The organism is Cryobacterium sp. TmT2-59 (assembly GCF_004403545.1).
In the GTDB taxonomy this organism is placed as follows: Bacteria; Actinomycetota; Actinomycetes; order Actinomycetales; family Microbacteriaceae; genus Cryobacterium; species Cryobacterium shii.
The window spans coordinates 1-13760 of the sequence record NZ_SOGM01000009.1; the positions used below are offsets into that span (position 1 = coordinate 1).

The window sequence follows — 13760 nt, forward strand, 5'->3', positions numbered from 1 at the left end:
CGTCGACCTCGCCGACGAGCACGGAGTCGGCTGGATCGACGGGGTCGAAGCCCCCGTGTCGATGCGCACCGTGAATCAGCTCATCTGCGCCGGCGGGTACCGCAAGATCCTTCTCGGAGTGAACGGTGAGGTGCTCTACCTCGGCGGCAAGGAAAGATTCTTCAGCCAGGCCCAACGCCGCGCGATCGCCGCTCGTGACGGCGGCTGCATCATCCCGGGCTGCCAGGTCAACGCAGCCTGGGCCGAGGTGCACCACATCATCCCCTGGGTCAACCACGGCCCCACCGACATCAACAACGGGGTGCTGCTCTGCTGGTTCCACCATCACAGCATCGAGACCTCGGGNTGCGGCCTGGGCCGAGGTGCACCACATCATCCCCTGGGTCAACCACGGCCCCACCGACATCAACAACGGGGTGCTGCTCTGCTGGTTCCACCATCACAGCATCGAGACCTCGGGGTGGCTGATCCGCATGGTGCGGGGCAAACCCGAGGTCATGGCCCCGGTCTGCCACGACCCGGCCCGCACCTGGGTACCGGGCCAGGACCACCGCGCCCACCGGGCCAGCGGTGCTGGCGTCGGTAACCGCGCCCGCACCCGCGCTCACCCACGGGCCACCGATTCCGCGCACTAGCCGACCTCGCACCAGCCCCTCGGCCGTCCCGCTGCCGCCCCGCTGACCGGCGCTCCAACTCCGTGCCCCGAACTCCGTGCCCCGAACCCCGAACCCCGAACCCCGTACGCTGGATGCCGAGGATCACCGATCTTCCGAGCGAGGGAGACCCCATGGGCTATTTTCTGGCACCGACGACCAGCGCGGCGCTGTCCCTGCTCGGCGAGCTGGACGCATCCGCCCAGACCGCCCCGCTCGACCGCGTGCGGGCCATCCGCACCCTACTCCGTGAGCTCGATGCCGACCCGGCCACCCTGACCGGTGTGCGGAACGCACTCCGCGGCGGATCGACCTGGGAGGAGATCGCCGAAGCGGCGCTCCTGCAGACCGCAGCGGCCAAGTCGCGGTGGAGCGGCACGGATGACGAGATCGCGGCCCGCCAAGCCGCGGGGCGCAAGCGAGCTGTCCGTCCCAGCACCGTGCCGACCGACCTGCCGGGTTTGTCCGTGTCGGCGGCAGCAGCGAAACTGGGGGTGACCGTTCAGGCCGTCTATCTGAAGGTCAGCCGGGGAAAGCTGGCCAGCCGGACGATCGAGTTGCCTGACGGTCGCAGCTACAAACGGGTCTTCCTTGGTGGCGACGACGGGGCCAACCTTGACCACGCCCCAACGGCAGAAGACAATGAGCCAATCTACCCAGCCGATTCCTCCGGACGGAGCACGCATCATGACTGATTTCTATTCTGGAACACCCGCACCGACCAGGACCCTGGACACCGATCCAACCCAGACCCTGGTGACTTCCGATTTCGTCGACGAACGCGGGGCGGAGCTGCAGCCCGAGCCCGAGCAGCCGCCCGCGCCGGAGCGCGCTGCCTCCGCCGCCGCGGTGAGACGGGTGCCGTCGCCCGCCCAGCGCACCGCGCTCGTCGTCCTGGTCGCCATCGGGGCGCTGGCGCTGGTCTTCATCGTCATGCTCGTGGCGGGGGTCTCCAGCGAGAGCATCAACGCCCTGGCTGTGTTCGCGACCCCGATCGCCTCGATGGTGGCCGCGTACTACGGCATCACGCTGAGCATCCAGCAGGTCGGTAACGAGCGGGCCGAGAAGGAAAAGGCTCTCGCCCGAGCGGAAGCCGCCGACGCGGCCAGCCGGGAGACCGAGGTGTGGGCGTCCCAGATGGAGTCGGGCCTGCGGGTCGCCGTGGCCCAGCTCACCGCCGCGCGGATGGGCACCGACGCGGTCACGAAGGCGGCCGGCACCCCCGACGACTTCTTCTAGTCGGTCCGTTCTTCTTTTCCGGCCTAGCCGGCCTCCTCGTCTGCCGTGCCGTTGCGGAGGCGCACGATCGTCTCCCAGCAGGCGACGACCGCCAGCACCCCCATGCTCGCGGCTCCGAGCAGGAGAGGGGACAGCAGGAAGGACAGCGGCAGCAGGCACAGCAGCAGGACGATGCCCAGCAGGTGTGACAGGAGCACCTCGCCGGTCACGACCAGACGGAACAGCGCCAGTCCGAGCAGGTACAGCAGTGGCCCGCCGGTGATCGTGACGGCCGTGGAGAGCATCATCGTGTCGTGCGGGTGCCCGAGGATTTCCTTGTCGCCGACACCGGTCAGCACGACGCCGGCGATGATCACGGCGTGCACGTAGGTGTAGGCGAGCCGGGCGACGCGCCCGGAACCCTCGTCGGCCGCGAGCGCCCTGCTGCCGGCGCTCTCGGCGTGATCGAAGTAGAGCCACCACATCGCAACGCCGCTGACGAAAGCTATCAGCAGCCCCAGCACGCCCGCCAGTGACGCCGACTGGTCGACAAAGGCGAATCCGGTTACCAGGAACGATTCGCCGAGCGCGATGATCACGAAGAGGGCGCTGCGTTCAGCGATGTGCGCGCCGGTGAGCTCGGCGTTCCTCGGGCGGGACCGTCCGAGCCCGGGCACTGGGAAGCCGACGCCGGCGGAGAGGAACTCGATGCCGAGAGCCAGGGTCCAGAGCGCGAGGCGATATGCCGGGGGGAGCAGGCCGCCCACGATCCAGAAGGCGCCCGCCATCGCCAGCCAGAGGAAGATCCGCACGAAGGTCCGGAACAGCGCAGAGTCGTGGCGGGCCACAGCGATCGCCATGAAGGCGGTGCGGCCCAATTGCAGCAGGACGTAGGCCAGCGCGAAGACGAGGCCCCGGTCGCCGAAGGACTCGTAGATCGACACGCTGATTACGAGCCCGATCAAGGACAGGCCGATCACGGCGCCGCGCACCGGCAGGCGGGCCGGATCGAGCACATTGGTCACCCAGGTGGTGTGCACCCAGATCCACCAGAGGGCGAGAACGAGCACGGCGGACTCGAGCGCGCCGGCCCAGGACTGGTTCTCGTAGAGATAGCGGGAGAGCTGGGTCAGCGCGAGCACGAAGATGAGGTCGAAGAACAGCTCGATGTGCGTGACCCGGTCCGCCTGGGCGGAATGATCGGGACGCAGCAGGTTGCGGCGGATCCCGAAACCAGGCGAACGGATGGCGGGGGTGGTGTGGGGCTGTGAAGTCACCGGACCAGTCTGCCCCAGTAGCGTGAGCCCGTGCGGGAATCCCGCCCGCCTGATCCCGCGGAGCGGGCTGTCGGTTGCCCATCTGGTGCTTTCTATGACATTCTTTACGAAACGAACGGTCAGTTAGTAAATACGGCGATCAAAGGTGATGAAGCCATGCCCGAAGCATTCCTCGTTGATGGTGTTCGAACTCCCATCGGCCGATACGGCGGAGTGCTGGCCGGCATCCGTCCCGATGACCTCGCAGCCCTGGTGCTCGCCTCGGTCGTGTCCCGCGCCGGTCTGGACCCGGCTCTGATCGACGAGGTGATCCTCGGAGCAGCCAACCAGGCCGGCGAGGACAACCGCAACGTCGCCCGGATGGCCGTGCTGCTGGCCGGTCTTCCCGACAGCGTGCCGGGGATCACCGTCAACCGGCTCTGCGCCTCCGGCCTCTCCGCCGTGCACATGGCGGCCAACATGATCAAGGCGGGTGAAGCCGACCTCGTCATCGCCGGCGGCGTCGAATCGATGACCCGTGCACCCTGGGTACTCGCCAAGCCGGAGAAGGCCTTCGCCAAGCCCGGCGAGATCGTGGACACCTCCATCGGCTGGCGCTTCCGGAACCCGCGCCTCGAGGCCCGCGACAAGGCCACCTTCTCTATGTCGGAGACGGCGGAAGAGGTCGCCACCATCGACGGCATCAGCCGCGCCGACGCGGATGCCTTCGCCCTGCGTTCGCACCGGCTGGCACTGGACGCCCAGCGTGACGGCATCTTCGACGCCGAGATCGTCGGGGTGCCCACCCGCGCCGGCCTGGTCGAACTCGACGAGGGGCCCCGGGCCGACACGACGCTCGAACGCCTCGCCGCGCTGCGGTCGGTCGTGCGACCGGGCGGCATCGTCACGGCCGGCAACGCCAGCTCGCTCAACGACGGCGCCTCCGCGATCATCGTGGCCAGCGCCGCGGCCATCGAGCGCCTCGGCCTCACCCCCCGCGCCCGCGTGGTGGGCGGCGCCAGCGCCGGTGTCGCACCGGAGACCATGGGCCTCGGCCCGGTCCCGGCCACGCAGAAACTGCTGCAGCGGGCCGGCCTGACCGTCAAGGACGTGGATGCCGTCGAACTCAACGAGGCCTTCGCGACCCAGTCGCTGGCCTGCATCCGCCGGCTCGGGCTGGACCCGGAGATCGTCAACCGGCACGGCGGGGCCATCGCCCTCGGGCATCCGCTCGGGTCGTCCGGTTCCCGCATCCTGATCACCCTGCTGGGCCGGATGGAGCGCGAGGGCGCCCGTCGCGGCGTGGCAACCATGTGCGTCGGCGTCGGACAGGGCTCCTCCCTGCTCGTGGAGCGTGTCTAGATGAGCCACGAATTCACGACCCTGCTGGTCGAGTACCGACCCGACCGCGTACACGTGCAGCTGAACCGGCCCGACGTGCGCAACGCCATCGACCAGACCATGATCGACGAGCTGCACCAGGTCTGCGCCGAACTCGAGCGCGGGCCGCGCATCCTGATCCTGTCCGGTACGAACGGCGTGTTCGCCTCCGGGGCGGACATCGCCCAGTTGCGGGACCGGCGCGCGGAAGACGCCCTCAAGGGCATCAATTCCAGCCTGTTCGCGCGGATCGCCCGCCTGCCGCTGCCGGTGATCGCGGCCATCGACGGCTGGGCGCTCGGCGGCGGAGCCGAGCTGGCCTACGCCGCCGACTTCCGGATCGCCTCCGAGACCGCCCGACTCGGCAACCCGGAGACGGCGCTCGGCATCATCCCGGCCGCCGGCGCCCTCTGGCGGCTGGCCGAGCTCGTGGGGGAGCCCGTCGCGAAGGAGATCATCCTGGCCGGGCGCATCCTGACCGCCGCGGAGGCTCTCGCCGTGCACCTCGTCACGGAGGTGCACGAGCCGGACGCGCTCCTCGCGGCCGCGCACGCCCTGGCTGACCGGATCGCCCGGCAGGACCCCCTGGCCACCCAACTGGCCAAGGAGGTCTTCCACGTTCCGGCCCACGAACACCCGCAGGCCGACAACGAGGCCCAGGCCCGCCTGTTCGAATCGGAAGAGAAATTCACCCGGATGACCGCATTCCTGGAGAGGAAGAAGCGATGACGCTCAGCACCGAGAACCTCAGCACCGAGAGCCTCAGCACCGAGAACTTGCCCGGCGGCGTGCCGCAGCACGTCGGTGTGCTCGGCGGCGGCCGGATGGGCGCGGGGATCGCGCACGCGTTCCTGATGGCCGGCGCATCCGTCACCGTGGTCGAGCAGGGCGACGCCGCCGCTGCCGCCGCGCACGACCGGGTGATGGCGGCCGTTGACAAGTCGGTCAGCCGCGGCAGCGTGGCCGCCGGCCGCGACGAGCTGTTCGGCAGGCTGAGCGTGGCGACGGATGCCGCCGCCTTCGCCGGCTCCGGGCTGGTCGTCGAGGCCGTGCCGGAGATCGTCGCCCTCAAGACGCAGGCGCTCCGCACCGTGGAGGCGCACCTCGCGCCCACGGCCTGGCTCGCGTCCAACACCTCCTCGCTGTCGATCACCGATCTGGCCGAGGCGCTCGACCGCCCGGAGCGGTTCATCGGCCTGCACTTCTTCAACCCGGTGCCTGTCTCGACCCTGATCGAGGTCGTCACGGGGGAGCGCACCGACCCGGAGCTCGCGCGACTCGCCCAGTCCTGGGTGTCCGCACTCGGCAAGACGCCCATCATGGTGCGTGACTCACCCGGCTTCGCCAGCTCGCGCCTCGGCGTCGCCATCGCGCTCGAGGCGATCCGCATGGTCGAGGAGGGCGTCGCCAGCCCTGAGGACATCGATGCCGCCATGGTGCTCGGCTACAAGCATCCGGTCGGGCCTCTCCGCACGACCGACATCGTCGGGCTCGACGTTCGGCTCGGCATCGCCGAGCACCTGCATGAGACCCTCGGCGACCGCTTCACCCCGCCGCAGCTGCTGCGCGACCTCGTCGCGCGCGGTGACCTCGGACGCAAAAGCGGCCGCGGCTTCTTCGATTGGAAGGACGCATCATGACACTCCTCAGCTCTGGACCCGGCACCTCTGAACCCGGCACCGGCACGGTTGTGCCCAGCTACGTTCTCGACTCCTGGTGGACTCCGGCGGACGGCGCCCGCACCCAGCGCGTGCTCGACGCGAGCACCGGCGACGAGATCACTCAGGTCAGCAGCGAGGGCCTCGACCTCGCCGCGGTGGTGGAACACGCCCGCACGATCGGCCAGGCCTCGCTCGGCGAACTCACCTTCCACCAGCGCGCCATCCTGCTCAAGAAATTGGCCCAGTACATCGGCGGGGTCAAGGAGGAGCTCTACGAGCTCTCCGCGCGCACCGGGGCCACCCGCTACGACTCGATGGTCGACATCGACGGCGGCATCGGCGTGCTCTTCACCCTGTCCTCCAAGGGACGCCGCGAGATGCCCAACAGCCAGGTCTACGTCGACGGCGACGTCGAGGCCCTCTCCCGCGACGGCTCGTTCAGCGGCCAGCACATCTACACCCGCATCCCCGGGGTCGCGTGCCAGATCAACGCGTTCAACTTCCCGGTCTGGGGCATGCTCGAGAAGCTCGCGCCGGCGTTCATCGCCGGGGTCCCCACGATCGTGAAGCCGGCCACCCCCACCGGGTACCTGACCGAGGCGGTCGTGCGGCACATCCTGGCGTCGGGCATCCTCCCGACCGGCAGCCTCCAGCTCATCTCCGGCAGCGCCCGCGACCTGATCGACCACCTCGACTACCGCGACCTGGTGGCCTTCACCGGCTCCGCCGGCACCGCCCGCAGCCTCAAGGCGCACCCCAACGTGGTGGAGGGCGGCGTGCGCTTCACCAGCGAGACCGACTCGCTCAACGCCGCGATCCTGGGACCGGATGCGACGAAGGGCACCGCCGAATTCGACGCCTACGTGGCCTCGGTCGTCACCGAGATCACCAGCAAGGCCGGCCAGAAGTGCACCAGCATCCGTCGCCTGATCGTGCCGGCGGGACGCCGGGACGAGATCGTCGCGGCCGTCTCCGAGCGCGTGGCGCGCCGCGTCACCATCGGGGACCCGCGCGCCGAGGGGGTCACGATGGGCCCCCTCGCGAGCCGGGAACAGCGTGACGAGGTGCTCGGCAGCGTCGGGCGCCTGATCAGCGGGGGCGGGCACATCGTGATGGGCAGCCTGGACACCCCGGAGGGGACCGATCCGGTCGGCGCGTTCGTGGCGCCCGTGCTGCTGGCCTTCGATGACCCGGAATGCCCGGCCGTGCACGAGATCGAGGCGTTCGGCCCGGTCGCGTCCATCATCGAGTACACCGATCTGGCGCACGCCGTCGCGCTGGCCGCCCTCGGCGGCGGCTCGCTGGTGACCACGGTCGCCACGCACGACCCTGACGTCGCGCGCACGCTCGTGCTCGGGATCGCCGCACACCACGGCCGGGTCCTGATGCTCGACCGGGTCGATGCCCGAAGCAGCACCGGTCACGGCTCACCCGTGCCGCACCTGGTCCACGGCGGGCCCGGGCGCGCCGGCGGCAGCGAGGAGCTGGGCGGCATCCGTTCGGTGCTGCACCACATGCAGCGCACCGCCATCCAGGGCTCGCCCGACATGCTGACCGCCGTCACCGGCGAATGGCACACCGGCGCAGCCGTGCACACGGGCATCCACCCGTTCCGCAAGTCGCTGGCCGAGCTTCGCGTGGGCGACCAGACGCAGGGTGGACCGCGCGTGGTCACTCTCGCGGACATCACGGCCTTCGCCGAGGCCACGGGCGACAAGTTCTACGCCCACACCGACGCCGAGGCCGCCGCTGCCAACCCGTTCTTCCCCGGAATCGTCGCGCACGGCTACCTCCTGGTGTCCTGGGCGGCCGGGCTGTTCGTCGACGCGGCCCCCGGGCCCGTGCTGGCGAACTCCGGACTGGAGCACCTGCGGTTCGTCACTCCGGTTTCGGCGGGCGACAGCATCCGGGTCACCCTCACGGCCAAGCGCATCACCCCGCGTGAGACGGACGAGTACGGCGAGGTCTGCTGGGATGCCGTGCTGCACAACCAGAACGATGAGGTCGTCGCCACCTACGACGTGCTCACCCTGGTCGCCAAGGAATAACCCGCCGTAACGCGCACCACGCCGGCAGCGAAAGCGCACAGATGGCCCCCTGGACTGTTCCCTGGGGGCCATTTGTGCGCTCAAGGGGCAATATTCAACTTCGCCGGGCTCAGCCGTTTCCATCCCTCATTCGGGGGCCAATAATGACCCGAGCGGGAGTCGCCCGGACAGGTCCGGGAGCTTTTGACCCGCTATCGACAAGGGCCCAGCCCTGGACAAGGAGTACCACTGATGGCTCGAGGAGAGAACCCCGTCCTGGAGACGATGACCGACATCAATGCCGTGTCACTGGCCAGCACCGAACTGGACGACCGCTCGCTGATGCTCGTCCGGATCGCGGCACTCGCCGCGACTGACGCCCCGGTCATGTCCTACCTGCTGCACGTCGGACCCGCGGAGGACGCCGGCGTGACCGTGGAGGATGTGGAGGATGTCCTCGTCGCCGTCGCACCGATCATCGGCACTCCGCGCACCATGGCCGCCGTGGGCAAGATTGCGGAAGCCCTCGGCATCGCGATCGAGCTGGGGTCGGAGGATACGCAGTAGCAGACAGGCAACAGGAACCGGCCAGGTCCTGGAGTCCGGCCCGCGAGCCTCAGAAAGCGGGGGCCGGGCGCGGACCATTACCGAATGGGAGAACACCGTGAGCAGATCCCCCCACGCGTCCCGGCATCCGGCCCGGCGCCTCAGATCGCTGGTCGGCATGCTGGCCGCCGCACTCGCGCTGAGCGGATGCGCGAACTCGGCACCCAGCAGACCGTCGCCCACGACCTCAGCGTCGGCCTCAGGGTCTGCCTCTGCGTCGACGCCGAGCGCGGGCGCTGCGCCGTCGGCCGATCAGACCCCCTGGGCCGGTGACGTCTGCATCTCGACCTCGACCCTGAAGTCCGATCTCCAGGGGCTGGCGACCGCAGCCACGACGGGCGGCGGCAACGCTCACGACGACGCTCAAGGACGTCCCCGCCAGACGTGAGGACGATCCCGAGCTGGTGGCGGTGCGGCAATCCGCTGATGACCTGGACACGTCTCTCGGCGCCCTCGAGGCGAGCGTGGCCGCCGTTGACGGCAAGACGGGAACGGCCCTGGTCGCGGCGATCGCTGCCGTCGTCAGTGCCGCCGGCGACTCACTGGCGGCACTGGCGGGCACGGTGGAGGCGATCGGGGCGGCCGCCGCGGACACCGGGAGCACGATCGGTCAGGCATGCGACGCGGTACCGGAATGCGATGTGCTGACCGAATAGTGCTGACCGAATAGTGTCTGGCCGAATACTGCTGCCCGGTCAGAGATCGGCGAGCAGGCTCACGGGGGATTCGATGCAGGCGGCCACGAAGGTGAGGAAGCCGGCGGCGGTTCCCCCGTCGCAGACCCGGTGATCGAAGACCAGGGACAGCTCGACCACGGTGCGCACCGCGAGTTCGTGGTTGACCACCCAGGGGCGCTCGATCATGCGGCCGATGCCGAGGATCGCGGCTTCCGGGTGGTTGATGATCGCGGCCGACCCGTCGACCCCGAGCGCACCGAAGTTGTTCAGGGTGAACGTGCCTCCACTCAGCGCGGCCGGGGGGAACGCTCCGTCCGCGGCCTGGCCGACCAGACCGGCGATGGAGTCCCACAGCTGCCGGGTCGTCAGAGCGTGGGCGCCGTGCACAACCGGCACCATGAGCCCCCGCGGAGTCTGGGCGGCGATGCCCAGATTGACGGCGCCGTGTTGCAGGATTTCCTGGCTCGCGGTGTCCACCGACGAGTTCAGCAGCGGGTACCGGCGCAGCCCGGCCACCGTGAAACGGGCGATCAGGGCCGTCACGCTGAACCGCTCACCGGTCGCCGCGAGCAGGCGGTCGCGGGCCGCGAACAGCTCGGTGGCGTCCACGTCGAGCCAGACGGTCGCCTCCGGGATCTCCCGGCGCGAGGTCGTCATGCGCTCGGAGACCACTTTTCGCAGTCCGCTGATCGGGATGCGGATGTCTTCCGGCTTCATCGCGGCCTCTGGGGCGGCCGGGGGAGCTGCCACGGGAGCCGCCACGGGAGCCACGAAAGCTGACGCGGGAGCCGCCACGGGAGCTGCCACAGCGGTTTCTGCCGCCGCGGCGGCCCGGTCGCGAATGTAGGACTCGACGTCCCGGCGCAGCACCAGGGCGTCCGGGCCGCTGCCCTGCAGGGTGGTCGCGTCGAAACCGTTCTCGCGGGCCAGTCGCCGCACCAGGGGCGAGACGACCGGGGACCGACCGGAACGTGGGGTGGGCGCCACCCGCGGCGGAGTCGCCGGAGTCGCCGGAGTCACGGCGGCCGGCTGCGCGGCGCTGGAACGGATGCCGAAGCGCCCCTGGGCGGGGCGGCGCACCGGGCGGGTGTTCTCACTCGTGCCGTAGCCGACCAGCACGGCGCCGGATGCCGAGCCCGCGGGCGCGACGGACGAATCGGCCCCCGAGTCGGCGCCCGAATCGGCCCCCGAGTCGGGAGCAGGGGGCGCCGGGGACGGCGGTGGGGTGGGCGTCCCGGCCGAGGGGGCGACGGTATCCGTCACCGTCAGGATCACCTGCCCGGCGTGGACGACCTGGCCGACGTCGCCGATCAGGGCTTCGACCACGCCGCCGTAGGGGGAGGGCAGCTCGACGATGGATTTGGACGATTCGACCTCGATCACGGGCTGGTCGATCGCGATGGTGTCGCCCACAGCGACCAGCCACGAGACGATTTCGGCCTCGGTGAGTCCCTCGCCGAGGTCGGGGAGGATGAAATTCTGTCCCATCAGGACCACTCCCAACTGCCGAGGGCGGCCAGGATGCGGTCGGGGGTGGGCAGGAAGTACTCCTCGAGTTTGGGCGACGGATACGGGATGTCGAAGCCGGTGATCCGCAGGATCGGCGCGGCGAGATGGAAGAAGTTGCGTTCGGTGAGCCGGGCGGCCACTTCAGCGCCGTACCCGCCGAACTGGGCGGCCTCGTGCACGACGGCGGCGCGCGAGGTCTTCCGCAGGGACGCGCCCACGGTCTCGTCGTCGAACGGGGACAGGCTGCGCAGGTCGATCACCTCGATCGAGAGACCCTCGGCTTCGGCCAGCTCCGCGGTCGCCAGGGCGGTCTTCACGGTCGGACCGTACGCGATCAGCGTCACGTCGGTGCCCTCCCGCAGCACGAGGGCGGTGTTCATCGGAGCGGTCTGCACCGGCAGGCTGAGCTCGGCCTTGGACCAATAGCGGCTCTTGGGCTCCATGAAGATCACCGGGTCGTCGCTCCGGATCGCCTCGCGCAACATCGAGTACGCGTCGGCCGGGTTCGACGGCGAGACCACGGTCAGGCCGGGAGTCGCCGTCCAGTAGGCCTCGGACGAGTCGGAGTGGTGCTCCACCCCGCCGATGTCGCCGGCGTAGGGAATCCGGATCACGATCGGCAGCGAGATGCGGCCGCGGGTGCGGTTGCGCATCTTCGCCACATGCGACACGATCTGCTGGAACGCCGGGTAACTGAAGGCGTCGAACTGCATCTCCACCACCGGCCGCAGACCGTAGATGGCCATGCCGATCGCCGTTCCCACGATCCCCGACTCGGCCAGCGGGGAATCGCTGACGCGGGTCTCGCCGAACTCGGCGTACAGGCCGTCGGTCACTCGGAAGACGCCGCCGAGCGGCCCGACGTCCTCACCGAACAGAACCACCGTGGGGTCGTCGCGCATCGCGTCCTGGATGGCCGCGTTGAGGGCGGCCGCCATGGTGAGGCTGGCCGGGGGGCGTGTCTCTGCGAGAGCGGGGAGCGTCATCGGGTTGCACCTGACTGGGTTGCGTCCGCGGCGTGCGCGGCGTGGTCGGCGTAGTCGGCGAGCTCGGTGGCCAGGAAGTCCCGCTGTTCCCGGAGCGCCGTGCGGGGGGTGGCATACAGGTGGTCGAACAGCTCGAGCGGATCCACCGGAGCCGTGCGCGTCATGCAGTCCCTCGTCGAGGCGGCCAGATCTTCGGCCTCCAGCAGGATGTCCGCGCGCTCCCGGTCCGACAGGGCGCCAGACTCGGAGAGGAAGGTGTCCAGGCGTGCGATCGGATCGCGCCGTCGCCAGATCTCCAGGTCGCCGGCATCGCGGTAGCGGCTCGGGTCGTCCGAGTTGGTGTGCGCCTCCATCCGGTAGGTGAGGCCCTCGATCAGGGTGGGACCCTGGCCGGCCCGGGCGTTCTGCACCGCCGCCGAGGTGACCGCGTACATCGCGGCGACGTCGTTGCCGTCGACGTAGTAGCCGGGCATGCCGTACCCGATGGCCTTGTCGGCGATGGTGCGGCAGCGCATCTGCTTGTCGAGCGGCACGCTGATCGCGAACTGGTTGTTCTGCACCAGGAACACCACGGGGGCCTGCCAGACGGCGGCGAAGTTGAGGGCCTCGTGGGTGTCGCCCTCGCTGGTGGCGCCGTCGCCGAGCAGGGTGAGCGCCACCGTGCTGTCGCGCTTGAGTTTGGCGGCCGTGGCCAGCCCCACGGCGTGCAGGGCCTGGGTGGCCAGCGGGGTGGCCTGCGGGGCGATCTTGTGCTCGTAGGCGTCGTAGCCGCTGTGCCAGTCGCCGCGGAACGACGCCAGGATCTGCTCGGGCTTCACTCCGCGGGTGAGCAGCGCGATGCTATCCCGGTAGGTCGGGAACAGCCAGTCCCCGCTGTCGAGGGCGGCGACCGCGGCGATTTCGCAGGCTTCCTGGCCGAGCGCGGACGGGTAGGTGGCCAGGCGGCCCTGCCGGGTCAGCGCGGTGACCTGCACGTCGAATCGCCGGGCGACGACCATCCGCCGGTACAGACTCAGCAGGGTGGCCGGGTCGGGCAGGGTGAGCCCCCCGGTCTCGTCAGGGGCCACCGCCCGGCCGGCGTCATCGATCAGTCGGAGGGGTTGCGGCACCGAGAGCGTGCTCTCCGGAAGGTGCTCGACATTGAGGCTCATGACGCAATGGTGCGGCATCCGTCGCCCGGCGACGATATCGCCGTGACGGTTGTGAACGAATGGCCCGAAGCGGATCCGCGCCGAACCATTCGACCGGTGAAATCAGGTCGTCAGCGCCAGATGTCCGGCGCCAGGGCCGGCGCGTGACCCGCGATTTCCTCGAGGATCAGGTGCGAGCGGGTCGAGACCACGCCCGGCATACTGTGGATGTCTCGCAGGATGGCCTGGCTCAGCTGTTCGTGGTCCGGCGCGCTGACGGTCAGGATGATGTCGATGTCACCGCTCACCGCCATCGCCTTCTCGACGAAGGGGAGTTCGCTCAGCCGGGCGGCGATGTCGGCCCAGGACACGTCGGCGATCTTCACGATCACGAGGGCCGTGACCTTCAGGCCCAGGGCCGTGCGGTCGATCTGAGCGCCGAACCCGGTGATGACTCCCCGCTCGACCAGGTTGTGCAACCGCGTGTGCGCGGCCGTGCGGGAGACGTGCACCAGGGCGGCGAGCTGCCTCGTCGACAGCCGGGCGTCCCGGCTGAGTTCGGCCACGATCCGTCGGTCGATCGGGTCGAGCCCGGCGGAGGCCGCGGGCGCCGGGTGCTGCGTCATGGTATTCCTCGGGCTCGGGCGGCTCAGGCGG

At 70.0% G+C, this 13760-nt stretch carries 16 protein-coding genes; 10 read left to right on the forward strand and 6 right to left on the reverse strand.

Annotated features, from left to right (window positions below; translation table 11 throughout):
- The coding region (locus tag E3T24_RS17620; RefSeq protein ID WP_198419665.1) for a hypothetical protein at positions 1–328 on the reverse strand (328 nt) is incomplete at its 3' end.
- Between E3T24_RS17620 and E3T24_RS00905 the strand changes: the two genes are divergently transcribed.
- From E3T24_RS00905 to E3T24_RS00915, 3 genes are all read left to right on the forward strand, one after another.
- Positions 324–635: an HNH endonuclease gene (locus tag E3T24_RS00905; RefSeq protein ID WP_134434203.1), complete on the forward strand. Its 312-nt coding sequence runs from the start codon at positions 324–326 to the stop codon at positions 633–635. The two genes, E3T24_RS17620 and E3T24_RS00905, sit on opposite strands and share 5 nt — an antisense overlap.
- A gap of 152 nt (positions 636–787) precedes the next feature.
- Positions 788–1348, forward strand: coding sequence for a hypothetical protein (locus E3T24_RS00910; RefSeq protein ID WP_134434191.1), 561 nt, complete (start codon positions 788–790; stop codon positions 1346–1348).
- Complete coding sequence (locus tag E3T24_RS00915; protein ID WP_134403150.1) at positions 1341–1892, forward strand: hypothetical protein; 552 nt, start codon at positions 1341–1343, stop codon at positions 1890–1892. The genes E3T24_RS00910 and E3T24_RS00915 overlap by 8 nt, the downstream gene beginning before the upstream one ends.
- 23 nt (positions 1893–1915) lie before the next feature.
- Here E3T24_RS00915 and E3T24_RS00920 read toward each other — a convergent pair whose 3' ends face one another.
- Entirely contained in the window at positions 1916–3148 is a 1233-nt protein-coding gene (locus E3T24_RS00920) for a low temperature requirement protein A (protein WP_160141137.1), read from the reverse strand.
- A 156-nt stretch (positions 3149–3304) separates the two neighbouring features.
- Between E3T24_RS00920 and E3T24_RS00925 the strand changes: the two genes are divergently transcribed.
- The 7 genes from E3T24_RS00925 (at position 3305) to E3T24_RS00955 (ending at position 9457) form a co-directional block, all read left to right on the forward strand.
- Entirely contained in the window at positions 3305–4489 is a 1185-nt protein-coding gene (locus E3T24_RS00925; RefSeq protein ID WP_134410223.1) for an acetyl-CoA C-acyltransferase, read from the forward strand.
- On the forward strand, positions 4490–5236 hold the full coding sequence (locus E3T24_RS00930) for an enoyl-CoA hydratase/isomerase family protein (RefSeq protein ID WP_134405315.1): 747 nt from the start codon (positions 4490–4492) through the stop codon (positions 5234–5236).
- A complete protein-coding gene (locus E3T24_RS00935) occupies positions 5233–6147 on the forward strand; it encodes a 3-hydroxyacyl-CoA dehydrogenase family protein (RefSeq protein WP_134364986.1) in 915 nt (304 codons plus the stop codon). The genes E3T24_RS00930 and E3T24_RS00935 overlap by 4 nt, the downstream gene beginning before the upstream one ends.
- On the forward strand, positions 6144–8216 hold the full coding sequence (paaZ, locus tag E3T24_RS00940; RefSeq protein ID WP_134434193.1) for a phenylacetic acid degradation bifunctional protein PaaZ: 2073 nt from the start codon (positions 6144–6146) through the stop codon (positions 8214–8216). Before E3T24_RS00935 ends, paaZ begins: the two co-directional genes overlap by 4 nt.
- Positions 8217–8447: 231 nt before the next feature.
- Positions 8448–8762, forward strand: coding sequence for a carboxymuconolactone decarboxylase family protein (locus E3T24_RS00945; protein ID WP_134364984.1), 315 nt, complete (start codon positions 8448–8450; stop codon positions 8760–8762).
- Between the two features lie 97 nt (positions 8763–8859).
- Positions 8860–9189 (forward strand): hypothetical protein, encoded by a 330-nt coding sequence (locus E3T24_RS00950; protein ID WP_134403147.1) that lies wholly within the window; start codon positions 8860–8862, stop codon positions 9187–9189.
- Between the two features lie 22 nt (positions 9190–9211).
- Positions 9212–9457 (forward strand): hypothetical protein, encoded by a 246-nt coding sequence (locus E3T24_RS00955; protein ID WP_134364982.1) that lies wholly within the window; start codon positions 9212–9214, stop codon positions 9455–9457.
- 39 nt (positions 9458–9496) lie between these two features.
- Here the strand turns inward: E3T24_RS00955 and E3T24_RS00960 are convergent, their stop codons facing one another.
- The 4 genes from E3T24_RS00960 to E3T24_RS00975 all read right to left on the reverse strand — a co-directional run bounded on the left by E3T24_RS00960 (position 9497) and on the right by E3T24_RS00975 (position 13729).
- Entirely contained in the window at positions 9497–10966 is a 1470-nt protein-coding gene (locus E3T24_RS00960; protein WP_134434194.1) for a dihydrolipoamide acetyltransferase family protein, read from the reverse strand.
- The gene (locus tag E3T24_RS00965; protein WP_134364980.1) at positions 10966–11973 is read right to left on the reverse strand and encodes an alpha-ketoacid dehydrogenase subunit beta; all 1008 of its coding nucleotides are present in this window, start codon (positions 11971–11973) and stop codon (positions 10966–10968) included. Before E3T24_RS00965 ends, E3T24_RS00960 begins: the two co-directional genes overlap by 1 nt.
- On the reverse strand, positions 11970–13124 hold the full coding sequence (gene pdhA / locus E3T24_RS00970; RefSeq protein WP_134364979.1) for a pyruvate dehydrogenase (acetyl-transferring) E1 component subunit alpha: 1155 nt from the start codon (positions 13122–13124) through the stop codon (positions 11970–11972). Before pdhA ends, E3T24_RS00965 begins: the two co-directional genes overlap by 4 nt.
- A gap of 110 nt (positions 13125–13234) precedes the next feature.
- Positions 13235–13729: an Lrp/AsnC family transcriptional regulator gene (locus E3T24_RS00975; protein ID WP_134364978.1), complete on the reverse strand. Its 495-nt coding sequence runs from the start codon at positions 13727–13729 to the stop codon at positions 13235–13237.
- Between the last annotated feature and the right edge of the window lie 31 nt (positions 13730–13760).